13 protein-coding genes and 1 pseudogene are annotated in these 26,372 nt (G+C 69.7%); 7 read left to right on the forward strand and 7 right to left on the reverse strand.

Features of this window, described 5'->3' with window-relative positions:
• Positions 1 to 55: 55 nt before the first annotated feature.
• On the forward strand, positions 56 to 487 hold the full coding sequence (locus O7597_RS00695) for a hypothetical protein (protein ID WP_269742784.1): 432 nt from the start codon (positions 56 to 58) through the stop codon (positions 485 to 487).
• A 47-nt stretch (positions 488 to 534) separates the two neighbouring features.
• Entirely contained in the window at positions 535 to 804 is a 270-nt protein-coding gene (locus tag O7597_RS00700) for a hypothetical protein (protein ID WP_269742419.1), read from the forward strand.
• A 3-nt stretch (positions 805 to 807) separates the two neighbouring features.
• On the opposite strand, the gene O7597_RS00705 is transcribed toward O7597_RS00700, so the two are convergent.
• The 7 genes from O7597_RS00705 to O7597_RS00735 form a co-directional block, all read right to left on the reverse strand.
• Positions 808 to 2,595: an AfsR/SARP family transcriptional regulator gene (locus tag O7597_RS00705; protein WP_281581748.1), complete on the reverse strand. Its 1,788-nt coding sequence runs from the start codon at positions 2,593 to 2,595 to the stop codon at positions 808 to 810.
• 220 nt (positions 2,596 to 2,815) lie between these two features.
• Positions 2,816 to 3,544: a hypothetical protein gene (locus O7597_RS00710; protein WP_281581749.1), complete on the reverse strand. Its 729-nt coding sequence runs from the start codon at positions 3,542 to 3,544 to the stop codon at positions 2,816 to 2,818.
• A gap of 853 nt (positions 3,545 to 4,397) precedes the next feature.
• Positions 4,398 to 13,097, reverse strand: a complete 8,700-nt coding sequence (locus O7597_RS00715; RefSeq protein WP_281581750.1) for a DNRLRE domain-containing protein — start codon at positions 13,095 to 13,097, stop codon at positions 4,398 to 4,400.
• Between the two features lie 165 nt (positions 13,098 to 13,262).
• Positions 13,263 to 13,937 carry an HAD family hydrolase gene (locus O7597_RS00720; RefSeq protein WP_281583353.1) on the reverse strand — a complete coding sequence of 225 codons (675 nt, stop codon included), beginning with the start codon at positions 13,935 to 13,937 and terminating at the stop codon, positions 13,263 to 13,265.
• 157 nt (positions 13,938 to 14,094) lie between these two features.
• The gene (locus tag O7597_RS00725; RefSeq protein ID WP_281581751.1) at positions 14,095 to 15,162 is read right to left on the reverse strand and encodes an acetyltransferase; all 1,068 of its coding nucleotides are present in this window, start codon (positions 15,160 to 15,162) and stop codon (positions 14,095 to 14,097) included.
• A 290-nt stretch (positions 15,163 to 15,452) separates the two neighbouring features.
• Positions 15,453 to 16,025: a TetR/AcrR family transcriptional regulator gene (locus tag O7597_RS00730; RefSeq protein ID WP_269742425.1), complete on the reverse strand. Its 573-nt coding sequence runs from the start codon at positions 16,023 to 16,025 to the stop codon at positions 15,453 to 15,455.
• A gap of 74 nt (positions 16,026 to 16,099) precedes the next feature.
• Positions 16,100 to 18,796, reverse strand: coding sequence for a glucosidase (locus tag O7597_RS00735; protein WP_281581752.1), 2,697 nt, complete (start codon positions 18,794 to 18,796; stop codon positions 16,100 to 16,102).
• Between the two features lie 41 nt (positions 18,797 to 18,837).
• Between O7597_RS00735 and O7597_RS00740 the strand changes: the two genes are divergently transcribed.
• The 5 genes and pseudogenes from O7597_RS00740 (at position 18,838) to O7597_RS00760 (ending at position 26,320) form a co-directional block, all read left to right on the forward strand.
• The gene (locus O7597_RS00740; protein WP_281581753.1) at positions 18,838 to 20,769 is read left to right on the forward strand and encodes an amylo-alpha-1,6-glucosidase; all 1,932 of its coding nucleotides are present in this window, start codon (positions 18,838 to 18,840) and stop codon (positions 20,767 to 20,769) included.
• A 140-nt stretch (positions 20,770 to 20,909) separates the two neighbouring features.
• Positions 20,910 to 22,238, forward strand: a complete 1,329-nt coding sequence (locus O7597_RS00745) for a glycosyltransferase family 4 protein (protein WP_281581754.1) — start codon at positions 20,910 to 20,912, stop codon at positions 22,236 to 22,238.
• A 132-nt stretch (positions 22,239 to 22,370) separates the two neighbouring features.
• Positions 22,371 to 24,275 (forward strand): serine/threonine-protein kinase, encoded by a 1,905-nt coding sequence (locus tag O7597_RS00750; RefSeq protein ID WP_281581755.1) that lies wholly within the window; start codon positions 22,371 to 22,373, stop codon positions 24,273 to 24,275.
• Between the two features lie 304 nt (positions 24,276 to 24,579).
• A complete protein-coding gene (locus tag O7597_RS00755; RefSeq protein WP_269742430.1) occupies positions 24,580 to 25,389 on the forward strand; it encodes a metal-dependent hydrolase in 810 nt (269 codons plus the stop codon).
• A 20-nt stretch (positions 25,390 to 25,409) separates the two neighbouring features.
• Positions 25,410 to 26,320: pseudogene (locus tag O7597_RS00760) on the forward strand (amidohydrolase family protein).
• Positions 26,321 to 26,372: the final 52 nt, after the last annotated feature.

Genomic DNA, 26,372 nt, shown 5'->3' on the forward strand with positions numbered 1-26,372 from the left:
CCCTCACCGGTTACCGGTTGGGCAGGATCGTCCCCAACGAGGAGGTGCCGCCGTGGTGCAGGACACCCGCGCTCTCACCCTGACGTTCGAGGTGAGCGGCCTGCCACCGGTCAAGACCGAAGCGCTGTCCATCTTCGCCGCCGGACATCGGCAGGCGACGAGGGTGCGCGCCCTGTTGCAGGCCGCCTGCGCGGCCGCGCAGGAGACCGGCTGGACGCCACTGTCCGGCCCGATCGAGATCGACCTGACCCTGCGCTGCCCGTCCGGGCACCGCACCTCCGACGCCAGCACCCTGCTGGGTGGGGTGTGCGCGGTGCTCCAGGACAAGAAACGGGTCGCCAGCATCGGACTGGCCCACCTCGGCGTGCTGGTCGACGTCGCACTCTACGACGACGACAAGCAGATCCGCCGGCTGTCCTACCTGGAACAGCCAGCCGAGGAGTTCTCGTACCAGGTGCGCGTCGCCGCCGTGCCGGACGGGGTTTGACCGACGGCAGCGGTGGGGTACCGCAGCCGCCGATGAAGGGAGCACCAATGTCGGAGCCACACGTCACGCTGGATCCCCACGACCCGGTGCAGGAGAAGCTGCGCGGGCCGCTGGAGGAGCAGCTGACCTCTGCCCTGCAGGTGGCCACCGACCGGGTGCGCGACAGCTACGCCGGCGAGCCGGTGGAGCAGGTCTGCCAGCGGCTGCTCGACGAGACCCGGGCCGGCCTGCACCCCGACATCGCGGCCGGCTTCGAACCGGACATGGACGAGTTGTGCCGGGTGGCGGTCGCTATTGTCCGGGGCGCCGTCACCTGACGTTCATGCCGCGACCGGTCTCGCCCGCGCTTCCGTCCTCGGCCGGGCCACCAGCTCGGCCAGGTAGTCGCTGACCAGCGCGGGCAGCCGGTAACCGAGGGGCTCGTCCCGGTAGACCAGGTGCGCGTCGACCAGGCCCTCCAGTGCCCGCCACACGCGCTCGGTGGTGACGCCGAGCCGCGCCGCGGTCTGCTCGGGAGCGACCGACGCCTCAGGTGACTCCCCGAGCAGCGCGAGGATCCGGCCGGTCACCTCGTCCGTGGCGCGGACCGCGGCGACCCGGGTCGCCAGACTCCTCCGCACGGACAGGTCACCGAACGCCAGAACGTCCAGCCGGCCGCGCCCGTCGTCCGCCCGCTCCGCCAGAACGCCGACCGGCAGCTCCGGACGGCTCGCCAACCGTGCGGCGGCGATCCGCAGGGCCAGCACCGAACCGGCGCAGAGCCGGACGAGCCTCGCCGTGGCGGCGGGTTCCGCCTCGAGCCGGTCGGCGCCGACATGGGCCGCCAGCAGCGCCCGCGCCTCGGAGTCGGTAAGCCGCCGCAACCCGACCGACGTGACGTCGTCCAGGCCGTACAGTTTCCGCAGGCCCACGACGATCAGCGCCGGACCGGGCCCGGCGGGGACGAGCGGTCGCACCTGTTCCGCCCGGATCACCCCGTCGAGCACCAGCAGGATCCGCCGGCCGGCGACCCGGGTCCGGTACCAGCCGGCCCGCTCGTCCACATCCTCCGGCACCTCGTCCGCCGGCACACCCAGGGCGCGCAGCACCCGGCCCAGCACCTCACCGGAGGTCACCGACGGCCGGGACCCGAGGTCGACGAAGACCTGCCCCTCCGGGAACTCCGCGGCGACCGCGTGCGCCGCCCGGACCCCGACCGCCGTCCTCCCGCTGCCGGCCGGCCCGCTGACGACCACGGCGGCCGGCCTGCCGCCGCGCGCGGCCGCGACCACGTCCGCCACTTCCCGGGTACGCCCGACGAACGTCGTGAGGTCCGCCGGCAGTTCCCGGGGTACGAGGGCAGCCGGGGTCACGAGCCGGGACTTCTCGTCCGGCCGGCTCCGGGCACTGTCGCCGTGCGCCAGATCGGGCGACCGATCCAGCATCGACCGGTGCAGCGCTGTCAGGTCCTCCCCCGGCTCGATACCAAGGTGTTCGTCGAGCGCCGCGCGTGCCTCCTGGTACGCGGTGAGCGCCGCCGGCATGTCCCCGCACCGGTAGAGGGCGAGCATCAACTGCCCCCACGCGCGCTCCCGCAGCGGGTGCGCGGCGAGGTGGCGCCGCAGTTCACCGAGGAGATCGCCGTGCTCGCCGACGGCCAGGCGCGCCTGCGCCCACTCCTCGAACACCTGAAGGCGCTGCTCCTCCAGGCTGGCCCAGTGGCCGTCCAACGCCGGACCCGACGGAAGTCCGTCACCGGCGCGGCCCCGCCAGAGATCAAGCGCACCGGTCAGCGAGGCGACCGCCGGGCCGTGACGCCCGGCCGCCAGGTCCACCCGGCCCGCACGGGCCAGCCGCTGGAACCGGTCGACGTCCAGTTCCTCGTCAGCCACGCACAACTCGTACGCGTTGGGACGGGCGACCAGCCGGTCACCGAGCACCTTGCGGAGCCTCATCGCGTGCGACCGCAGGTTGGCCACCGCAGAAGGCGGCGGCTCGTCGCCCCAGGCCACTTCGGAGAGACGGTTCAGCGAAACCGGCCGGTTCGCCGCCAGGGCCAGGGCGGCGAGGACCGCCTGCCGCTTCACGGATCCCGGCGTGACGGTGGCACCGTCTACGATCAGTTGCATCCGGCCGAGTAGCCTGAGGTCAACCTGCATGTTTCGCTCCCCCGTTGAGCCTTCGAGCGCGCTCAGGCTAAATGCCGGCCGCAGGCGACAACAAGATGCATCGATCGACGACAATCGTGGCGATTGTCTATCGGCTACGACGGCGCGTCAGCGTAACGATCCGGCGGGTAAAAACGCCTAGCCAGCAAACCCATGCAGGCCAGGCCCGCTCTCACACAGATCATCTTGCAGCTAGCGCCGTTGAGATCTCGAGCAGGTCGGCGGGTGAATGCGCAGCTGGTCCCGCCGGGTTGCGCCGACTGTGTCGCCCATCGCACACCAGCGCACCGTTGACGTCGGACCGCCAGCGAGGCCACCTCTCCGGCTGCCGCAGCATATACGCGGCCAGTTCACCCGCTCCCACTCCCGCGCCACAACTCCTCAACGCGGCGGCCACCATCCCGTTCGCGTCGGCCGGCAGGTCCGCGTCCCCGAAGGCGGGTAGCAGCAACAGCAGTCGAGCATGCGGCTCGACGATCCCATGCGGATCGCCGGAGAGGTTGGCGGCGGCAACGAACTCCGGCCAACTCATTCCCGGCCGGAACTCGTGCCCTCCCACACTTGCCAGATCCAGCTTGGAATTCTGGCCAGGTCGACTCAAGACGAACTCCGTACTGTTGTCGTCCGGCTCGTTCCAGTAGACCAGATCGATCTCGTATCCGTTATTCAGGCTGATCCGAAACACCGGCCACTCGTCAGGGTCGGTCAGCCGATCGAAGTATTCAAAGCAGGCGGCTACGTCAACCGCGAAAGCTTCGGTGACCAGCGAATCCCGGTGGGGCGCCATCGTGGCCGAGAGGTAGGTCGGCCAGAACAGGGGATCCTGAAGCATCGACGCACCATCGGTCAACGGGAACTCTTCGCATCCGGCGATCACGGTCTCCTCCTCCCAACCTTCGGGCAACAGCACCGCTGCGGCCGACGCTCCACCACCTGATCCGGGTCGGCTACCAACTCCAACGTCGATCCCGACGCATCCGGCTGCTTACCGCGCCGCCTACCACAGCGCTTGCTCTCGCCCGGCTGCGGGCGCGGCTTCGCCAGCCCGTCAAAAGACGCGGTATGGACGAGTTCAACCCCAGCCGGCGCCGCAGCTCCACGTTCTCGGCTTCCAGCCGATCCACCCGTTCCCGCAGCTCAACCAGCATCGCCAACAGCTCCTCGTACGAGGGCAGGACCCACGAGGCAGACGACACACCATGATCAGGCCATCCGATCAACCAGAGTGGACTAACGCCGCCGACTCACCTCAAACTGAATACGTACAGTTCACCGGCTCCCACGCCCGCGCCGCAACTCAACAACGCGACGGTCACCGTCCCGTTCGCGTCGGCCGGCAGGTCCGACGCCCAAACCCCTACAGATTTCCCAAGCGGGAGGTGAAGGGTGCGCCGGCAGACAGCCGACGCACCCGTCACACCGTTCAGGAACCAGTCGCGTTACGACAAATCGTTTCGGCGTACTCCACCTCGGATGCCGTCCAGCGTGAGCGGTCCAAACCACAGATACCGTGCGCAGCTTGAAGTGCCGATGGATGCCACTCGACAACCTCAGCCATCGCATGCAATGCCGCTTCTCGAGGACGAGCGCTCAAACCCTCGATGACCATTCGTGTCAGGCACCATACGACCAGGTACGCCTCATCATCCGAGTAGGCACCGAGCTGGTCCGTGAAGGAGTCTAAAAGGTCACCTTCATCGAAGCCTACCTCTCTTATGCTGCGGACAAGTGTCGTGATTAGATAGGACGCTTCGACCATATTATCAGCTCCACGGATACGGAACGTTCGACGGCCAGGGGATGTGGGTCGCGTTGGCCGCAGCCGGATCATAGTTCGAACTCCGTGGATTGTGCACTCCACTCGGGTAGAGATTGCCAGCCGGGTCGAGAAACCGCTGTCCGACCTGCACGCGGTAGGTGACACCACTGGCCGCGTTCGAGCCGGCTGGCGCCGTCGAATCAGGGCCGTGGATGCGAAGACGAATCGTCTGCCCATCCTGCAACCATTTGTACTCCACACCGTACTGAGCACCACCACCGGAGTGAGGGGTAAGATCCCGCTTCGACGCGGATGCCGGCACCAGGTCCAACGGGTTGTCCGGAAGGGCCACGCCCGCCTTGGCCTTCGGCTTGGGATAGGCAGGATCCGGCCGGCCGGCCTTGGCCGCCGTCCTGAGCGCCTTTAAACCAGCGCTGATTCCGCCACCGGCTCCCGCTGTCCCGGCACTGATCGCCAGTTCAGGCCCCATCCCTCCCGTTTGATATCCGGCCTCGTAGTAATTCCCTGCCTTGATATTCTCGTAGATCTCGCAGGCGCCGGTGAGGGTGCAGCCCCAACCGATACCGTTCCCCATCGGAGTCCCGGGAGCGTGCCCGTACTTCTGGCTCCAGTTGATCGACTCCTCAGCCATCCCCTTAAAGGCTCCCACCGGATCCTTCGCGAAAGAGATCAGGCCGCTCGCCGTGTCCGCACCCCAGTTGTCCCAGCCAGCTCTGGCTCCGGCCACAAACTCACCGAGGCTCCTAAAGAAGTCATGACCATCAATCTCGATCGCACTGACAGGGTTGCCGCCGCCGTAGGCGTAGCGGTTGCCGGTCCAAGGGTTCGTACCGAGGTTCATGTCGGCCAGGGCCCCGTTGTAGCTGTCCCGGGACAAGAACCGGTTGAGGCCCGGGCTGTAGTCGCGGAAGCCCATGTCGTACGACTCGGAGGCTTGGTCCCACCGCTTGGCGTTGAACCGGTAGGCGTTGTACGGCTCCTTCGTCGGATCCGCGGCGTCGGGCTTGTCGATACCGGTGAACTCGGCCTCGTTGTTCTTCCCGTACGCGGTGTAGCCGTACGTGGCCTTCGTGTTGCCGGTTCCGTCGGTCAGCTGCTCGACGTCGGTGTGCGGGTTGTACCCGTAGTACGCCTCCTCCTCGGTGCCGTCGTCCTTGTGCGTGATTTGCGACAGCCGCTGGCCCCAGGGCGAGTACTGGTAGGACTTGGTGAGTTCGCCAGCCACCTCCTCGTCCAGCACTTCCGACGACAGGCCCAGATAGTTGAAGGTGGTGGTCTTCTCCTTCGCCCCGCCAGCGTCGGCCGTCTTGGTCGCCGTGCGGTCCAGCGGGTCGTAGGTGTACCTGGTGACCGTGGTGCCGGTGCCGATGTTCTTGCGGTTCTCGATGACGTGGTCGAAGCCGTCGTACAGGTTCTTCTCGATCACCACACCGGCCGCGGTCACCGTGTCCAGCCGACCGAACGGGTCGTAGTTGTACGACGCGGTCGCGCCACCCGTGGTGGCCGTGAGCAGCCGGTTGCGGTCGTAGTTGAAGGTGGTTGAGGCGCCCTTGATCGTCTGGTTGATGACGTTGTTGTTGGCATCGTGGACGTACGTCTCGTCGCCCGGCGTGTCACCGCTCTTGTTCACCGACACCACACGGTCACGCGGATCGTAGGTGTATTCGCTTGTCGTGTTCAGATACGCCGAGTTGTTGTCGGCGTTCATCTTCTTAGCGACGTCCCGCGAACGGTTGCCGTTCAGGTCGTAGGTGAAGGTGTGCTCGGACACCAACGTCCCGTTCGACTTCTTCTCGACCTGGTACTTCAACAGTCCGTCGAGGTAGTAGGAGTAGTCGACGGTGTTGCCGTTGCCCTTGGTCTCCTGCTTCTTCTCACCCCGATCGGTGTAGATGAAGGTGGTCGTCTTCTTGTCGGCGTCGGTGGCGGACTTGCCGTTGACCACCGTCGACACCAGGTCACGCTCGTCGTAGCCGTAGCTGGCGTACTGCTTGTCGTGCTCCGTGGTCAGCGGGGCACTGTTCTCGTTGTAGGTGAACGACGTCGTGTTCTTGACCGTCCCCGACTTCCGCTCGGTCACCGTCTGCACCTGGTTGAGGCCCGTGTAGGCCACCGAGTACGTGTCCACTCGGGCGTTGGGCGACGAGTCGGTGATGGTTTGCAGGTTGCCGTTCGGGTCGTACCGGTAGGCGTAGTCGACCTTCTCGTTGTCGGTCACACCGGTGGTGTCCCGCACCACCTTCACCGCGTCCGCGACGACCGTGCCTGTCGCCTGGTCGGACAGCGACACCGTGTGGCTGTTGCCCTCGGTGAGGCTGTACGAGCCGAGGCTCACCCACGTCCCGGCGTTGGCGGTCTGGTTGACCGTCTTCACCGTGTCCCCGCCACCGTGCTTGACGGTGTATCGAGCGTCCGTGGCGGCGCCGGACACCTGCGGGTAGCGGGCGAACACCTCGTACGTGCCGGCCTGCGGCACGTTGAGCTGCCAGGTGAAGGTGTTCGTGCCGGTGCCCGCCGGCCGGGTGGCGTAGTTCGGGCCGTACTTGTTCCCGGCCGTGGTCGCGGCCGTCCAGGTGCCGGTGGTGGTGACGTTGTTGAAATCGGAGTTGTCCACCAGCACCACGTGCTTGCCGACCGGCACGCCGTCGTCCGTGCGGGACGCCAGCTTGCCGTCCGGGAAGTACGACCAGGTCATCGTGCGGTTCGACGATCCACCCGCCGACGTCACCGTCCGCGCCGTCTGCGCGCCGAGCTTGTTGTAGTCGTACGTCGTGACGATGTCCCACGGATCGCTGCTGGACTTGGTCCAGCCGTTGTCGAAGTACGAGTACGTCGTGTCGTTGCGGACCGACTCACCCGCCGACGGCGGCATGCTGGCCCTCGCCAGCCGGCCCACGTCGTCGTAGTGGTAGGTGGTGACGTCCGCGGTCTTGTAGCGGGCGTCGTCCTTGTCGTACGCGGTGCGGGTCTCCTTCACCCGGTTCAGCTCGTCGTAGACGCTGACCGTGGCGAAGTCGTCCGGGTCGTCCGTGGTGGCCACACCGCGCGGGCTGATCACCCGCGTCTGGTTGCCGACCTCGTCGTACTCGTACTTGGTCGTCCGGTAGGTGATGTCGCCGTTGTCGTTCTTGTGCGGCACCTTCACCTCGGTCGGCTTGCCCCGCCGGTCGAGGGTGACCTCGGTCGTGTTGCCGAGCTGGTCGATGGTCGCGGTGACGAGACCGTCCCGGTCGTACCGGCTGGTGGTGAACTTGCCGATGGCGTCGGTGACCTTGGTGACCCGGTGCGCCCAGTCGTAGTCGTAGAGGGTCGTGTAGTCGGTGGTCGGCGCCGACGCGTTCTTGCGCGGGTCGACCACCTTCTTCACGTTGCCGACGTTGTCGTACTCGTAGGTGATGCGGTGCCCCTCGGCGTTTGTCACGCTGGTGAGCTGGTAGATCGGGTCGTACGCGTTGGTGGTGACGTAGTCGCCGGCCACCGTCGGCGTCAGGTTGCCCTTCGGCTCGGTGGCGGTCAGCAGGTTGCCGACCTTGTCGTAGGTGAAGGACGTCTTCCGCTCCGGGTCACCGGTCTGGTCGACCGGCGCCAGCGTGTAGGTCAGCTGGTCCGCCTTGTCGTACGACGCGGTGGTGAGGGCGCCGTTCGGGGCGTACGACTTCACGACGTTGTCGTTCTGGTCGTACTCCGGGGCCGGGGTGACGACGAAGTCGCCGGCCGCCTGGTCCTTCGGTACCCGGTTCTCCAGCGGACGGCCGAACGTGTCGTACGTCTGCGTGGTGTCTTTGCCGTACGCGTCGGTGACCTTGGTGACCTGGCCGCGCACGTCGTAGACGAACGTCGTGGCCTTTGTCTTCGCGTCGATGATCTTCTGTGGGTAGCCGTTGTCGTCGAACAGGTCGTTCTTGGTGGTGTTGCCGTTGGCGTCGGTCGCCGTCAGCATCTGTCCCCACGCGTCGTAGGTGTAGGAGGTCTTGTAGTCCTCCGGGTCCGACGTCGTGTTGCCGATCGGGTCGACCACCCAGGCGAGGTCACCGTCGGCCTCGTAGCCGAAGGTGTGCTTGCGCCCCTCCGGGCTGGTCTTTTCGACCAGATCGGCGACATAGCCGTTGAGCTGGCGCTGGTAGTTGAGCACCGTGCCCGAGGTGCCGTTCTTGACCGCCTCCGCGTCCTTGATCTCGGTCGGGTAGCCGGTCTTGGCGTCGTACGCCCAGGTCGAGACCGCGCCGTTGGCCTCCTCCAGCCGGGTGACGTTGTGGTCGTCGTCCCAGCCGAGCTTGGTGATCTCGTTCTTCGCGTTGGTGGTCTGGTACGGGCGGCCGTAGCCGTCCATCCGGTACGCCGTCGCGTGGTCCTCCGCGTCGGTGACAGTGGTGTCGATGTTGTTGCCCTGCGGCCCGTCCGGGTCGGTGTACGCGAATTGGGTCGCGTGGTTGAGCCGGTCGGTGTAGGACTTGGTGGTCCAGTGCCACTTCGGGTCGTCCCCGGTCTGCGGGTAGTTGTAGACCAGGTTGGTCGCGTTGGCCCGCGGGTCGGTGACCTTGACCAGCTTGACGTTCTTGTTGCCCTGGGTCATGTCGTAGGCGAACTTGAACGTCTTCGGCGCGCCGTTGGTGGAGCCGGCACCGTCGATCAGCTCACCGAGCAGGCCCTTGTCTGTGTAGGTGAAGGTGAGCTTACGGCCCGAGATGTCGGTGATCTGCGAGACCTTGTCGATGATGTGCGGGTTGGTCAGGTTGGTGCCTGACTTCCGCGTCCAGGTCGTGTCATCGATGTAGTCGAACGCCTGGCCCTTGGCGTGGTAGTCGACCGTGAGGGTGCGTCGGTCGGCCGCGTCGGTGATGTAGCGGAGAAACTTCGTCGGCTTGTTGTTGGACTTGCGCTCCTCGTACACGAAGCGCATCTCGTTGCCGTTGTTGTCCACCACGCTGGACAGGAAGCCCTCGCAGTCGTAGAAGAACTGCGTCCGGTCCGGCTTGGTGAGCACCCAGGCCCGCGGCTCCTGCGTATTGGGCTTGCAGTCGACCGGGGTGTGCTTCTGCAGGTAGAGGTGCACGCCCTTCGGGCTCTTCCACTCGTTCGCCGCCGCGTCCCAGGTGAACCAGTGGCTGGTGCCGTCCCCATCGGTCAGGGTGATCTTGGTCGGGTTCGGGTTGGGGTGGAAGTCCAGCGGGGTGCCCAGCCGCATCAGCGACGACGCCTGCAGCGACCAGCCGTAGCCGGCGACCGTGTCGGAGGTGTCCAGCGAGTTGTACGCCAGCCGCACGAACGTCGACAGACCCCGGGACGGGTTGGTGAACGCGTTGTACGACCAGACGGTGTTGCCGGCGTACAGGTTGTTCATCACGGTGGAGCCGGCGCCGGTGTTCTTGCCCGCGTACGAGTAGAACTTCTCCAGGCCGAGCTGATCGGAGGTCGGCTCCTCGACCGCCACGTTCTGCGGCAGCGCCTTGATCGGCGTGGTCTCCGACAGCTTCTTGCCGGTGAGCTTGTTACGCAGTTCCCACTGAAGTACGTAGGGCGTGCGCTTGCTCCCCTCCGTCGACGACGGCGGGGCCTTCACCTGGGCGGCGACGTCCACCGTGCCGCCGGCCGGCACGTTCTTCGGCAGCGGCGTGCGCAGCTCGAAGCTCGCGTCGGCACCGTCGGTGACACCGTCGGCGCGCTTCCAGTCGTACGACAGCTCCCAGTCGCTGGTGTTCCAGGCCGCGAGCGTCGGGTTCGACACGGTCACCGGCAGCGTGTACGTGGTGTTCGGCGTGAGCACCTGCGGGGTCGAGGCGGCGTAGTACGTCGACTCGGCGGTCTGCTCAAGGTAGGTGACCTCAAGCGTCGGCCGCAGCATCGGCTCGGCACCCTCGGAGGAGAGCAGCATCGCCCGGGCGGTCTGGTTGACCTCGTCGCGCTGGCGCAGCAGCAGGCCGTAGTTGCTGGCCGGGGTCTTCACCCAGCCGTCGACGGCGGCGGTGACGTCCCAGGTCTCCCACTCGGGGTCGTTGGTGAAGCCGTTGAAGCTCGCCTTCCAGGCGGCGTCGTAGTCACCGCCCGGCGTGGTCCAGGCGTTCACCCCGTCGTAGGTGTTCCACGTTGCCTTCGTCTCGTTGAAGGCGCGCTTGAGCTTGTAGACGTCGACGTACTCGTCGGTGTCCGTGCCGGGGAACAGCGCGTTGTTGTACATCCGCAGCTCGGCGCCGACGACCCTGGCGTCGGTCGGGATGCCGCTCAGCGTCGGGAACTTCACCACGCCCCGGGAGTCCCCGTAGTACGGCGAGTTGTTACCCGGGCTGACGTAGGGATCCCCGTCGTAGACGTCGACGTTCTCCGTCGGCCGCGCCGCGGAGAGTGTGGTGTCGATGACGCCGTTCGAGCCGGTCGCGTCGGTCGCCGCGGTCCGGTAGATCCGGGTGATCTGGCCGGCCTTTGGCAGCATCGCCGGCTGCGTCGGGCCGGCGAGCAACTGCCCGTCGCGGGTCTTCACCGCGACCATGTAGTAGAAGAACTTGCGGGCCATCGGGTCGGTGTTGTCGGCCGCCGTCGGCTCCGCGGTGGTGTCCTGATAGGTCCGCGTGCCCGACGAGACCGGGGCGACGAGCGTCGCCGCCGAGGGCGTGAAGTTCTGGTGCACGTTCCGGTGCACCTGGTACTCGACGATGTCGTCACCGGTCGCCGTCGACGGGTCGACGTACGCCGGCCAGGACAGCACCGCACCGGTCGAGGTGATCGTGGTCGGCGGGTCCACCGGAACGCCCGGCCGGCCGTAGGTGACGACCAGCTTCGGCAGGTTGTAGTCCCGCCGGTCGTTCGCGTACGCGTACTCCGACGCCTCGTAGATCGGGCCACCCCGGTCCTTGGTGGCCTCGTCCAGGGCCTTGATCATGAAGCCGTGGTTCGAGTGCGTCCCGTTCACCCAGTCCTGCACCAGGTTGCGGACCGGGAACGAGGTCCACACGCTCGACTTGGCGTTCTTCTTGACCGCACCGGCCTTGGTGAAGCGCACCGCGTCGGCGTTCGCCGACGTGCCCGGAACGCCGTTGAGGACCACCTTGCCGGTGGTGCCGGCCACGAACGGGTGGGTGCCGAGGGTGACCCACCTGCCGGCGCTGTCGGGCGTCGTCTGGTCGACGGTGTAGGCCTTCGAGCCGCCGCTGTGGTGCACGGTGTACTTCGCGTTCGTGGGTCGGTCGGAGGCGCCGACGTAGTGCACCTCCACCTGGTAGTCGCCCGACTCGGTGATGGTGGGCACCCAGGTGTGGGTGTCCGACGAGCTGGAGCTGCCGTGGTAGCGGTAGTCGCCGTTGACCGCCTTCGGCGTCAGCGTGGCGTTGCTGGAGTACGGCCACGAGCCGACCACCGACGTGCCGGAGTCCCCGTCGTCCTTGGTCACCACGTTGCCGGCCGGGGCGCCCGCGATGTTGCCGCTCATGTTCGCCCAGGTGGCGGTGCCCTCGGACCATGCCGTGGTGACCCGCCGCGCTTCCATCGGCACGTCGTAGGCCCACTGGGTGTGGGTCTGCGAGTAGTACAGCTGCAGCTGCGCGTCGTCGATGGGCGTGTTCGCCGGGATGGTGCCGAGGTTGAACCTCAGCAGCGACCGCCAGGTGTGGGTCGCCTCGGTGCCGACCTTCAGTTGGTAGGTGTCGTTGTAGTTCTTGCTCGTGTTGCCCGAGTAGATCTGCACGTCCTGCGCGTCGGCGGGGACGGGCTGGATCTTGATCGTCGGGTCGATGACCACCGGGTAGACGCGCGCCGGGTCGGCGAGCCAGCCGGCGTCGGCGGTCACCGTGATCGTCGAGGTGCTGCCGGACCGGGTCACCGTCTGGGTGACCTTGTCGCTCCACACCTTGCCGTGCGGGGACGACCTGTCGTCCTTGTCGTCGTACATGAACGGCGCCGGCATCACGAAGGCCGGCTCACCACCACTCGCCCGCACGAAGGCGATCGAGCCGTCGTCCCGCTGCTGCGCGGTCAGGCCGGCGGTCTCCAGGGTGAACGTGTACGACGCCGGTCCGCTCGGCGCCTTCCGCAGAACGATCTTCTCCTTGAGTGCGGTTGCGGTGACGTCGTAGACGACGTCGGCGCCGTCGGCGATGCCCGGGTAGGTGACCGTCGAGCCACTGACCTTCGGCGTCACGTCCTGCGCCGCACCGGCCAGGCCCAGTTCGATGCTGCGCCCGTCCCGTTCGAAGCGGACCAGTTCGTCGGAGCTGTCACCGAACAGGCTGGTGAAGGTGTTGCTGCGGTTGGCCTGGATGTAGCCCTTCTCGGTGGTCGGGCGGACCTTGGTGTCGATGGGCTGGAAGCGGCCCTTGGCGTCCTGGTAGTGCAGCGGCACCGCGGAGATCTCCGCCTGCGTCCGCCCGTCGGAGAGCTGGTAGACGCGGGCGTTCTCCGTCCGCTTGCCGGTCAGCTCCCGGACCCGCTTCTGCGGCGGCCATGCCTTGGCCGGTAGCGCCTTTTCGTGGACCGTCAGCCCGGCGGTGACCACCTCGGGCTTGGTGCGCCCGACACCTCCGCCGACCAGGTCCCTCGCCGCGCCGCCGATGCGCTCCAGCAGGCCCGGCCCATCCTCGAAACCCGCTGCCTGGTCGGGGCTGTCATGGGTCAGCAGCTGCCTCCCGCCGACGGTGCTGCCCACCAGCGTGACCGCCAGGACCGCGATCAACGATCCCCGTAGTGTTCTCTTCACCCGTCACCCTCCGGTCAAGGGCCAATACGACGGGTAGAAGCTAGGTGCGGTCGATACTTCCCGGGCTATCGATCAGATATCGAGGCGTCAGGCCTTTCCGCGGGTCCTGTCGCCCCTCGAAGCGGGGATTGCGCAGACGCATTGCGGCGGGCGGCCAGCCGCCGCTCAGAAGTGGAGGAGCAGGTCCGGGAAGGCGGCGAGGCGCAGCAAACCCGCGTCCGCCAGGTCCAACTCGTCGTGTTCCAGCACCCAGGTGTTCGCGTTCGGGATGAACACCGCGTTCCAGCCGGCGGTCCGGGCGGGCAGGATGTCCGAGCGTGGCGAGTTGCCGATCATCCAGGCTCCCGCCGGTTCGAAGCCGTGCTCCTTCGCCAGCCAACGGTAGGTTTCCACATTCTTCTCCGCCACGATGTGCGCGGCGGAGAAGTGGTGCAGCAACCCGCAGGCGTCCAGCTTGCGCTGCTGCTCCTCGCGCTCGCCCTTGGTCAGCAACAGCAGCTCGTGCCGGGTGGCCAACTCGTCCAGGGCGTCGGCCACCCCCGGCATCAGCTCGACCTGATGCGTCACCAGGGCCACCGCCAGCTCGTCGATCTCCCGGCGCTCCGCCTCGGTGGCCGGCCGCTGGCGCAGCCGTTCCAGACAATCCCGCAGGCTGCGCAGGAAGACCTTGCTGCCGTACCCGTGGGTGACGGTGTTGGCCCGCTCGATGTCGTCGAGCACGGCCCGCAGCTGCACCCGGTCCAGCGTGGGATGGTCCAACCACTCCAGGAAGTCGTCGATCACCCGCTCGAACACGACGTTGTTCTCCCAGAGGGTGTCGTCGGCGTCGAAGACCAACACCCGTCCCGGCTCGATGGTTGCCCCACGCGTCACCTGGCGGACTCTAGGCGAACCGGCGCACGCCCGACGACCCGAATACTGCGGACTCTTGATCGTCTGCATTCCAGTGACCCGACACGCCGGCACGACGGTCACTGGAATGCAGACGATCGTCGGCTCAGGCCGGCGTGAAGACCACCCGGGAGCGGATCCGCCGGAAGCCGGTCCGCTCCAGCTCCGCCACCACCGCCACCCGGTGCGCGTCCACGTCGGCGACCACCTCGTACGCCCCGCCGCCGGCCAACGCCGCGACCGCGTCGGCCAGCAGTTCACCCAACACCGACTCGTCCAGCAGGCCGAGGTAGGCGATCATGGGGAAACAGGCGTCGGCCGTCGGCCCCGCCAGCCCCGCCGGTTCGTCGCCGTGCAGTGCGACGCGCCAGTTGCCGAGTGGCGTACCGGTCAACCAGGCCATTGGATCGCGGGCCAGGTCCACTCCGGCCACCGCCCGGGCGGTCTCGGCACCGGTCAGCACGACCGGCTCGGCGATCCGGGCCACCAAGGCGTTGATCTCCGCAGCGTCCTCGGCGGGGCGGAACGAGAACCGGCCGGACGGAGCCGGCAACGGACCACCCGCCCAACTGAACCGCAGCCGCTCCCCCCGCTCGACCAGTCCCGCGAGCCGGGCCGCAGCCATCGTCGCCTCGGCGACCGCCCGCACCTCGGGCTGCCGCCGCCAGTACGCCGGCAGCGCCGCGTGGTACACCTTCGGGCCACCCAGCGCGTCATGCGCGGCGCGCAGCAACGCCGCACCGACCTCCGACGCCGTGCCGACCGGCCCCGCAGGGTCGACCGGCCTCGCAGGGTCGACCGGCCCCGCAGGGTCGACCGGCCCCGCAGGGTCGACCGGCCCCGCGGAGCCGACCGACCCCGCGGGATCGACCAGCCGCACGGTGTCGACCGACCCGGCGGGCTCGGCCGGCCGCGCCGCACCGGTGAACGGACTGAGATCCAGGTCGAAGCGTTCCAGCCACGGTTCGCCGACGGCACCGGGCAGCAACAGCCACGCGGCGCGGCCCACCACCCGGTCGCCGCGCAGCGCGATGAAGGTGTGCTCCGGCCGGTAGCCGCCACCGGCGATCCCGTCGGCGTAGCTGATCTGTCGCAGTTGCGGCAACGGGTCGGGCATCGAGTCGAACAGCTCCTCCTCGCCCGCGACGAGCGGGCGGATGACCACATCGGTCATGGCAGATCCTCCGGGACAGCGACGCCCCGGGTCAGATCCGCGTGGACGCCGGGCCGCGGACGGGGCGCAGAACATCGGACATTGTTCTGACCTCCTCTCCACTCGATCGGCGTGCCAGCGAACCTACGCCCCCACCCCACCCCCCGCAACCACCCGCCCCCGCACCGCTCCCCGTCCTCCTTCCCCCTCTCGGTTGATCAAGAAGTTTGCGTCGTTCCCGCGCACGAACTCCGACCAAAACTTCTTGATCACCGCGCCGGGATGGGCCGGGGCAGGGAGGGTGGGGTGGGTCAGTGGGGGTTGAAGAGGGTTCTGCTGAGGAGGTGTTCGCGGTGTTCCTGGGTTTCCGGGCGCAGTCGGCCGCCCCGGGTGAGCATCACCATGCCGTGCAGCAGGCTCCAGCCCAGCTCGGCGAGAATGTCGGCGTCCCGGCCGGCGGCCAACGGCGTCAGCGCGGTGCGCAGCTCATCGAAGGTGGCCGCCACCGTCTCGGGGACCTGCTCCGCGCCGAGGGTCAGCTCCGGTGTGTGGGCGAACATCGCGTCGTAGACCTCCGGATTGGCGTACGCGAAGTCCAGGTAGGCCGCCATCACCGCCGGCCAGACGTTCGCCGGGCAGTCGACCGCCGCACGCGCGTCGGTCAGCGCGGCGGCCAGGTCGGCGAAGCCTCGCACCGCGACGGCGGCGACCACCGCGTCCCGGTCGGCGAAGCGCTGATAGAGGGCACCGAGGTCGACGTCGGCGCGTTCGGCGAGCCGGCGGGTGGTCATCGCGGCCAGGCCCTCGGCCTCGGCCAGCTGCCAGGCGGTGGTGACGATGGCGTCGCCGTCCCGCCCGGTGCCTGGTTCGTCTGCTCCGGACACGCCGCCGATGCTAGCCCCACGTCACGCAGGGTCACCCGGTCGCGACGGATTGGCGACTGAAGGCGGCGGCCCGGTCAGCGGCGCAGGGTGAGGATGAGGTCGGCGACCAGGGCGGTCCAGCCCGTCTGGTGCCAGGCGCCCAGGCCGGCGCCATTGTCGCCGTGGAAGTACTCCGGGAAGGCGACCAGGTCGCGCCAGTCCGGGTGGGTCTGGAACAACTGCGCCGCGCCGTAGATCGGCCGGCGGCCCCAGCCGTCGCGGGTGAACAGCGCGATCAACCGGGCCGACAGGTCGTCGGCGATCTCGTCGAGGGTCTTCTTCACCCCGGAACGGGTCGGGTACTCCACCTGGAGGTCGTCGCCGAAGAACGCGGCGTAGTCCCGCAACGCGCTGATGAGCAGGAAGTTCGTCGGCATCCAGATCGGCCCGCGCCAGTTCGAGTTGCCACCGAACAGGCCGCTCGTCGACTCGGCCGGCTCGTAGCCGACGCAGAACTCCTGCCCGCCCAGGGTCACCGCGAACGGCTTGTCCAGGTGGGCGCGGGACAGCGTCCGCAGCCCGTACTCGGAGAGGAACTCGTCGGTGTCCAGCATCCGGGCGAGCAACCGCACCACCTGCTCCGGGCCGCACATGGACAGCAGCCGTTGCTGCCGCCCGTCCGGGCCGAGCCGCCGCGCGCCGACCACCGAGGCGTACTCGGGCCGGTTGGTCAGGAACCAGCGCAGCCGGGCACCCAGTTCGGGCAGCCGGTGCAGGGTCCGCGCGGTCAGTCGGGTCACCGCGGCCAGCGGTAGCAGACCCACCACCGAGCGCACCTTCAACGGCACCTTCGTGCCGTCGGCCAGCCGCAGCACGTCGTAGAAGAACGCGTCCTCGTCGTCCCACAACCCCTGGTCGTACGCGGCCGCCGCGATGTAGGCGAAGTGTTCGAAGAACTTCGTCGCGGTGTCCACCCAGGTGCGGTCGTGCTCGGCCAGCACGATCGCGATGTCCAGCAGGTTGAGCGCGTACATCGCCATCCAGCCGGTGCCGTCGGACTGCTCCAGCACCCCGGCCACCGGCAGCGCGGCCGAACGGTCGAACGGGCCGACGTTGTCCAGCCCGAGGAACCCGCCCTCGAAGACGTTGTTGCCGCCGGTGTCCTTGCGGTTGACCCACCAGGTGAAGTTCATCAGCAGCTTGTGCATCATCCGGGCCAGGAAGTCGTGGTCCCGGCTCCCGTCGATCTCGAACACCTTCAACGCCGCCCAGGCGTGCACCGGCGGGTTGACGTCGCCGAAGGCCCACTCGTACGCCGGGATCTGCCCGTTGGGGTGCAGGTACCACTCCCGCAGCAGGAGCAGCAACTGTTCCTTGGCGAAGTTGGGGTCGACCCGGGCGATGCTCACGCAGTGGAAGGCCAGGTCCCAGGCGGCGTACCACGGGTACTCCCACGGGTCCGGCATGGAGATCACGTCGAAGCTGGTCATGTGCCACCAGTGGCTGTTGCGCCCGTACCGGCGACCGGCCGGCGGGGTCGAGCCGGGGTCGCCCTCCAGCCACCGTTTGACGTCGAAGTGGTAGAACTGCTTGCCCCACATCAGCCCGGCGATGGCCTGCCGCGCGATCAGCGCCTCGTCGGCGCTGGCCTCGGCCGGGATGACCGCGTCGAAGAACCGGTTCGCCTCGGCGCGACGGGCCCACACCACCGCGTCGAAGCCGTCGCCCAGGTCGGCTGGCGGCGGCTGGCCACCGCCCGGGGGTGGGGCGGTACGGGTCAGCCGCAGCCGGATCCGCCGTTGCTCGCCGGCCGGCACGTCCAGCACGTAGTGCAACGCGCCCTTGGTGCCCTCCAGGTCCGGGTTGACCGTCTCCGCGCCGTCGACCACGTGGTCGTTGATGCCGTCCTTCGGGTACGGGGTACGACTCGTCAGCCCCCACAGCCGCTCGGCGTTGGTGTCGTTGTCGCAGAGCAGCGGCGTCGGGTCGCCGTCGCCTTCGAGCATGATCTGACCGAGCACCCAGTGCTCGCCGACGAGCCGCCGCCCCGAGCCGACGATCCGGGGCACCCGGTCACCGCCGGGCAGGTTCCACGACCAGGTGTTGCGGAACCACAGGTGCGGCAGCACGTGCAGCCGGTCGGCCTCCTCGCCACGGTTGGCCACGGTCACCACGACGCACATGTCGGTCGGGCCGGCCTTGGCGTAGTCGACGGTCACCGCCCAGTACCGGTCGTCGTCGAAGATGCCGGTGTCGACCAGCTCGTACTCGGTGTCGTCCCGGCCGCGCAGCCCGTTGACCGCGACCAGTTCGTCGTACGGGAAGGCGGCCTGCGGGTAGTGGTACCGCCACCGCATCCAGGAGTGGGTGGGCGTGGAGTCCTCGTACCACCAGTACTCCTTGGCGTCCTCGCCGTGGTTGCCGCCGTCGCCACCGAGGCCGAACATCCGCTCCTTGATGATCGGATCCCGTCCGTTCCACAACGCGAGAGCGAAACAGAACGTCTGCCGGTCGTCGCACACGCCCGCCATGCCGTCCTCGGACCACCGGTAGGCTCGGGACCGCGAATGGTCGTGGGGAAAGTAGTCCCAGGCCGTGCCGTGCTCGCTGTAGTCCTCCCGTACCGTCCCCCACGCCCGCTCGGACAGATAGGGACCCCATGCGCGCCAGTCCTGCTCCCCGGCATCGGCCTGGGCGAGCCGGATCCGCTCGACGTCGGGGGCGGAGGGCGAACTGTCATTGATCACCTGAACATCTTCGACGCCGCCGGGGTACTTCTCCACAGCGGCCATTGTCGTCGTGTCGTGTTACACCTCGCCGCCGTGGAGGAAAGTTGATCGAGATTCGCTACGGTTCGCAGGTCTGCGGCGAGCTGACCAGCGCCGCCAGCCGCGAGTGGCTGGTCCCCGACGGGCTGGGCGGATTCGCGATGGGCACCGTGGGTGGGTTGCGCACCCGCCGCTACCACGGGCTGCTGGTGGTCCCGGGCGCGACGCCGGCCTCCCGCAGGGTGGCACTGGCGAGCCTCGATCCGGCGGTGCTGCTGCCCTCCGGCGCCCGGGTGCGCCTCGGCGCGCACGAGTGGGTCTCCGGTGACGTGGATCCGCGCGGCTTCGAGCTGCTGGAACGCTTCGACCTGGCCGACGGGTTGCCGCGCTGGCGGTGGCGGGTCGGCGACGTGGTGATCGAGCGGGAGCTGGCCATGCTGCCCGGCCGTTCCTGTGTCGCGGTGGTGCATCGGCTGGTCAGCGGCCCTCCGGTCGAGCTGGAGCTGGCCGCCGCCGGCACCTGGCGGGACGCGCACGGCGAGCGACGCGGCGACGGGCCACCCCTGCGGATGGATCCGGTCGACGGTGGCGCGGTGATCGAGGGGGCGTACCGGCTGTCCGGGCCCGGCTGGTCGCCGCAGGGCCACTGGTGGCGGGGCGTGTACCACCGCGAGGAGGCGGCCCGGGGCCTGCACCCGGACGAGGACCTGTGGTACGCGGGCCAGTTCCGCGACACCCTGCACCGCCCCGGGGACACGCTGTCGGTGCTGGCCTGGGCCACGGACCTGGAGCAGGAACCGCCGCCCGGCCCGCAGGTGGTGGCGGCGGCGCGGCACCGCAACCGGCAGGTGGTCGCGGCGGCCAGGCCGGCCGACGCGGTCGGGGCGACCCTGGCGCTCGCCGCCGACGCGTTCGTGGTGCGGACCGCCACCGGGCCGGACGTGGTGGCCGGCTACCCGTGGTTCGGCGCCTGGTCCCGGGACACGATGATCTCGTACGAGGGGTTGTTCCTGCGTACCGGTCGGGCCGACCTCGGCCGCGAGCTGTTGCGCTCGTACGCGGCGACGCTGTCGGAGGGGATGCTCGCCAACACCGCCGACACCGGGCGGGTCGAGTACAACACCGTCGACGGCACGTTGTGGTTCCTGCACGCGGTCAGCCGGCACGTCACCGTCACCGGCGACACCGACCTCGGTGACGAACTGCTGCCGGCGCTGCGCGCGGTGGTCGACGCGCACGTGGCCGGCACCCGGTACGGCATCGCCGTCGACCCGGCCGACGGACTGCTCACCTGCGGCGCCCCCGGGGCCGCGCTGACCTGGATGGACGCCCGGGTGTACGGAGTGCCGGTCACTCCGCGACACGGCAAGCCGGTCGAGGTCAACGCCCTGTGGATCAACGGGGTGGCCGGGATCGCCGAACTGGCCGAACTCGCCGGACAGGACGCCGACGGACTGCACCGGCTGCACGATCGGGCGGTCAAGGCGTTCCGGGACCGCTTCCCCACCCCGGCCGGCTGGCTGCACGACGTGGTCGACGCGCCCGCACCGGCGTACCCGCTCGGTGGTGCCGCCCACCACGACGACGACCTGCTGCGCCCCAATCAGCTGCTGGCCTGGTCGCTGCCGTTCGCGCCGATGGAGCCGGACGTCGAGGCGTTGGGGCACCTCGGCGCGGGCCTGCTCACCCCGCTCGGCCCGCGCAGCCTGTCCCCGGACTGTCCCGGCTTCCTCGGCCGGCACCGGGGCGGACCGGCCGAGCGGGACACCGCGTACCACCAGGGCACGGTCTGGCCGTGGCTGATCGGCCCGTACGCCGACGCCGTCCGCCGGGCCGGGCTGCCGGTCGACGACCTGTTCACCGGTCTGGAGGCGCACCTGAGCGAGTACGGCCTCGGCTCGGTCAGCGAGACCGCCGACGGCACGGCCCCGCACACCGCCACCGGGTGCCCCTTCCAGGCGTGGTCGGTCGCGGAGCTGCTGCGCGTCCGCCGGTAGCGCTTTACACCCCCGCAACGGTTACGTCTCCGCTGGTTAGCCAGCTACGACCAGGATTGGTCCCGATCCGGCCGCAACGCGAACGCCACCCGTCAGGGGGCTTCCCAGGGGTGCGCGGAGACAACTCAAAGGGGGCGCGTATGTCACCGAACGCCGACGTGATCGACATCAACCCCGCACGCTCGCAGCGGGTGCTGATGCTGTCGTGGGAGTACCCACCCGTGCTCGTCGGTGGGCTGGGTCGACACGTGCACGCCCTGTCGGTGGCCCTGGCCGCCGCCGGTCACCACGTCACCGTCGTCACCCGCCACACCGACGGCGCACCCCTGGAGGAATACGTCGACGGCGTCCACGTCATCCGCGCCGCCGAAGACCCCGTCACCTTCCCCCTCGCCACCGGATCACTACTGGCCTGGACCATGGCCTTCAACCACACCCTCACCCGCGCCGCCCTGCACGCCGCCACCACCGGCACCTACGACGTCATCCACGCCCACGACTGGCTCGTCGCCCACACCGCCATCACCCTGCGCGACCACCTCCACCTCCCCCTCGTCACCACCATCCACGCCACCGAAGCCGGCCGACACCAGGGCTGGCTCCCCGACGAGATGAACCGCACCATCCACGGCGTCGAACACTGGCTGAGCACCGCCTCGAACCGCGTCATCGCCTGCTCCGGCTACATGCGCGATCAGGTCACCACGCTGTTCGACACTCCCGGGCACCGGGTCGACGTGGTGCCCAACGGCGTCGACGACCGGGCCTGGCGGGCCCGGCCCCGCGCGGTCGCCTCGGCCCGCGCCCGCTTCGCCGGTGACGGTCCGCTGGTCGGGTACGCCGGCCGGCTGGTCTACGAGAAGGGCGTACAGCACCTGGTCGACGCGGTGCCGAAGCTGCGCGCGCGGCATCCCGGCCTGCGGGTGCTGATCGCCGGAGACGGGCCCTACCGGGGCGAGTTGGAGGACCGGACCCGTCAGCTCGGGCTCGGCGGCACCGTCCGCTTCACCGGTTTCCTCGACAACACCCAACTGCCGGCGGTGCTCGGCGCCACCGACGCGACGGTGGTGCCCAGCCTCTACGAACCCTTCGGCATGGTGGCGCTGGAGGCGGCGGCGGCCGGAGCCCCGCTGGCCGTGGCCCGCACCGGCGGGCTGGCCGAGATCGTCGAGCCGGGCGTCACCGGCGTCACCTTCCCGCACAGCGACCCGTCGGCGCTGGCCGGTGCCGTGGGGCAGCTGCTCGGCGACGAAGTCTTCGCCCGCCGGGTCGCCCGGCAGGCACGCAGCATGGTCGGCCGACGGTACGGCTGGGCCACCATCGCCGCCCGCACCGCCGAGACGTACGCCGCGGCCCGCCGCGAGCACGTCGCGCCACAGCTCCGGCGCACCGCCGAGCTGCCCACGCGCCGGCAGACCATCGCCATCCCGGACGGCAACCTCCTCGCGGTGGGCGGGGCCGCCTCCTGAATGGACCGGCCGGATAGGTGAATCCCGATCCGCTGGCTAGGGTCTGTGTCGACGTCCACGGTTCGACCGAAGACGTCGACCAGACCCTGGGGGTGTACGCCGGACGCGGCGGATGGGAGCGATGTGCGAGCGGTGATCGCCGGCCGGTACCGGTTGCTCGATCAGGTCGGGCGCGGCGGGATGGGGACGGTCTGGCGGGCCGAGGACGAGCTGCTGCACCGCCAGGTGGCGATCAAGCAGGTGGTGCTGCCGGCCTGGCTCGGTGGGGACGAGCTGGACCAGTTGCGGGCCCGTACCCTGCGTGAGGCGCGCACCGCGGCGCGGCTCAACCACCCCAACGTGGTCCGCGTCTACGACGTGGTCTCCGAGGCCGACGTGCCGTGGATCGTGATGGAGTACGTGCCGTCGCGCACCCTCCAGGACCTCCTCGACGCCGACGGGCCGCTGCCGCCGCGGCGGGCCGCTCGGATCGGTCTGGCGCTGCTGGACGCGTTGCGGGCGGCGCACGACGCCGGGGTGCTGCACCGCGACGTCAAGCCGGCGAACGTCCTCGTCGCCGACGACGGCCGGGTGCTGCTCACCGACTTCGGGCTGGCCGTGTTCGACGGTGGCGATCAGACGATGACCGGGCCCGGCACCATCCTGGGCTCGCCGCAGTACGTCGCGCCGGAACGGGCTGCCGAGGGGGTGTCCAGCGAGCGGGCCGACCTCTGGTCGCTCGGCGCCACGCTGCACGCCGCGGTCGAGGGCCGCGCGCCGTACGCCCGCAGCACGGCCATGGCGACGCTGAGCGCGCTGGCCGCCGCGCCACCGGACCCGGCGCCGCACGCCGGGCCGCTGTCGGCGGCGCTGGCCGGGCTGCTGCGTCGCGACCCCGCGCACCGCACCGACCACGCCGAGACGCGCCGCCGGCTGCTGGCCGCGGTCGGGCCCGCCGACGAGCCCGCCCGGCCGGGTGAGCAGACCACTTCGCTGCCCACGGCCGGCTCGTCGCCCGCCGGCACCGCCGCGTCGCTCGGGGCCGCAACCGCTCCGGCGACGGCAGCCGCCTCGCCCCGTCGTGAGCCGGCCGGGCAGCCGACCGCCGACGAGGTGACCCGGTCGCCGGTCGGGCACCGGAACCAGACCCGGCACGATCCGGACCAGACCCACCGGGAGGAGCCGGACCGGACCCACCGGCACGACGCGGACCGGAGTCACCGGGATGAGCCAGAGCAGACCAGCGGGCACGGCTCGGAGCGAATCGGCGACTCCCCGTCGCCCACGTCGTCCGCCGGCAACTCGACGGGCATGCCGCGCCGGGATGCCGGGGCCCGGCCCTGGGCCCTGGCGGCGGTCGCGGTGCTGGTCGCCATGGCGGCAGGGATCGGCACCGCCCTCACGGTGGTCGGCACGGGCACGCAACGGTCCTCGGATGCCGGCAGCCCTCAGTCGTACGACGTGGGCGCGCCCGGCCCCGACAACCCGTTCCCGCGCGACGGGCGACGCCCGCCCCCGCCACCCGGCGGCTTCGTCCCTCCGCCGCTGCCCTGCGTCCGGCCATGGGTGGACGGTGCCTCGCTACGCTCCGCCCCACCTCGGGCCGGCGACAGGTTCCGGCCGCCCGCCGGGTGGGTGTGGCATGCCGACGCCGGCGGCTTCCGGGTGGCGTTGCCGGCCGACTGGCGGCACTCCCGCGAGGACGACGTCGCCTGCTTCCAGGATCCGGCCACCGGTCGCGCGTTCACCGTCGCGGACAGCGCGGACGCCACCACCGAGCCGACGGCTCGACTGCGGGCGGTGCGGGATCGGGAGCTGGCCGGCGGCACCCTGCCGGGCTACCAGGAGTTCCGGCTCGGTCGGGTCGGCGACGCGATCGAGTGGGAGTTCAGTTGGCTGACACCGCACGGTGACCGGCTGCGCGCCACGCAGATCGTGCCGGACGGTCCGGCGCGGGGCCGCTCCTGGACGTTGGGCTGGATCACGCACGAGCGGGACTGGACGACCGCGGCGAGCCAACTGGCCACCGTCCGGCTCGGCTTCCGAGCCGGACGATAGAACCGGCGGCACCCGGCGTCAGCCGGTGAGCGCCACGACGCCGCTGACGGTCCAGCGGTTGCCCTCCGCGTCTTCCGTGGTGAACGCACCGACCGGCGGCAACACAGCCACCGCCGTCCCATGGCCGACAGATCGTGCCGACCGACCGCTACGCGCTGCCATACTCCCTGGTGGTCGGCGCGGTCCACGGACCGACTCCGACAACCGTCCGAAGTGGACGACGAAGACGGTCCCCCTGCGGCGCCGCCGCGAACTACAGTGGCGTAGTTTTGGCGCTCAAGATCCCTGGGGAGGGCGAGCCGAGATGATGGGACCGTCGCACGCGCTGTCTGGCGCGGCGGTATGGCTGAGCGGGTCCTGGGCGCTACAGCACTTCTACGACTACGAGCAGTCGCCGTTGGCGTTGGCCGTCGGCACCGCCGTCTGCGCCGGTGGGGCGCTGCTGCCCGATCTCGACCTGTCCGGCAAGGTCACCCGCAACCAGGGTGGCGCCACCGTGGCCCGTACGTTCGGCGTCTTCTCGCTGTTCGTCGCCGAGGTGGTGGAGAAGGTCTCGCTGGGCGTCTACTACGCCACCAAGCTCAGCCGCGACCCCAAGCGCAGCAACGGTCACCGGACGCTCACCCACACCATCCCGTTCACGGTGCTGGTGGGTTGGGGCACCACCACGCTGTGCGCCCGGTACGGCAAGTGGGCGGTCATCGGCATTCTGTTCTTCATGATCGGTCTCGCCCTGCGCGGCCTGTTCGACGAGTGGGCCGAGCGCGCGGGCTGGGTCATCGTCACCCTGGTCTCGGCCGGCGCGGCCACGTTCACCGCGGCGAACCTGCCCGGCGACCGGGGCTATCCGATGATCGGGCTGGCCGTCGGCGTGGGCTGTTTCGTGCATATCATCGGTGACATGATCACCCGGGCCGGCGTACCGATCCTGTGGCCGATTCCGATCAAACGCCGGATGTGGACACCGATCAGCCTGCCCGACAGCATCGCGCTGCGGGCCGGCGGCAAGACCGAGATCGTCGTGGTCCGCACCGCGCTGACCGTCGTGTCGGTGCTGGCCGCGGTCGGGCTGGTCGCTCCCTCGGTGCTGCAGAAGTTCAATCTCGACCTGTGAGCGTCGAAGCCGTCGACCCGGTGGTCGTGGCCGCCGACGAGGTGGTGCCACGGTTCTGGCAGCGGCTCGGCCTGCCCGGCCTGGTCGACGTGCACGTGCACTTCCTGCCGCCGAGGCTGCGCCGCCGGGTGTGGGAGTACTTCGACTCGGCCGGCCCGCTGGTGGGCTGGAGTGGCCGATCCGGTACCGGTGGAGCGACGCCGAACGGGTCGACCACCTCCATCGGCTGGGGGTACGGGCGTTCAGCGCGCTCGCGTACGCCCATCGGCCCGGCATGGCCGAGCAGCTGAACCGGTGGACGCTTGACTTCGCCCGCGACACCCCCGGATGCCTGCCGTCGGCCACCTTCTTCCCCGAGCCGACGGCGCCGCGCTACGTCGCCGAGGCGATCGACGCCGGCGCCCGGGTGTTCAAGGTGCACGTCCAGGTCGGCGGTTTCGCGCCCACCGACCCGGCGTTGGCGCCGGTGTGGGACCTGCTCACCGAGGCCGGCGTGCCGGTGGTCGTGCACGCCGGGCACGCCCCGGTGGGCACCGCGCACACCGGGCCGGAGCCGTTCGCCGCACTGCTCGCCCGGCACCCACGGCTGCCCGCGATCGTCGCCCACCTGGGTGCTCCGGACTATCCCGCCTTCCTGGATCTCGCCGAGCGGCACGAGCGCGTACGCCTGGACACCACGATGGCCTTCACGCCATTCTTCGACCGGTTCGTGCCTTTCCCCGCCGACGAACTGCCCCGACTGCGCGAGCTGGGGCTGGCCGGCAAGGTGCTGCTGGGCAGCGACTTCCCGAACATCCCCTACCCGTACGCCGACCAGTTGACCGGTCTGGCCCGACTCGACCTGGGCGACGACTGGCTGCGGATGGTCTGCTGGCAGGCCGCCGCCACCCTGTTCCACCTGCCCACCCCCACCCACCCACCTTCCCGTTGATCAGATCGACTGTGCCGCCAACCTCATGATCAACAGTGCTGGACGGGGGGTG

The organism is Verrucosispora sp. WMMC514 (assembly GCF_027497295.1).
Taxonomy (GTDB): Bacteria; Actinomycetota; Actinomycetes; order Mycobacteriales; family Micromonosporaceae; genus Micromonospora; species Micromonospora palythoicola.

Bases quoted from the DNA above. Each gene is read 5' to 3' on its own strand.
- O7597_RS00725 (WP_281581751.1), bottom strand. From the start codon at position 15,162: ATGACCGATGTGGTCATCCGCCCGCTCGTCGCGGGCGAGGAGGAGCTG.
- O7597_RS00745 (WP_281581754.1), top strand. From the start codon at position 20,910: ATGTCACCGAACGCCGACGTGATCGACATCAACCCCGCACGCTCGCAG.
- O7597_RS00735 (WP_281581752.1), bottom strand. From the start codon at position 18,796: ATGGCCGCTGTGGAGAAGTACCCCGGCGGCGTCGAAGATGTTCAGGTG.
- O7597_RS00755 (WP_269742430.1), top strand. From the start codon at position 24,580: ATGATGGGACCGTCGCACGCGCTGTCTGGCGCGGCGGTATGGCTGAGC.
- O7597_RS00700 (WP_269742419.1), top strand. From the start codon at position 535: ATGTCGGAGCCACACGTCACGCTGGATCCCCACGACCCGGTGCAGGAG.
- O7597_RS00705 (WP_281581748.1), bottom strand. From the start codon at position 2,595: ATGCAACTGATCGTAGACGGTGCCACCGTCACGCCGGGATCCGTGAAG.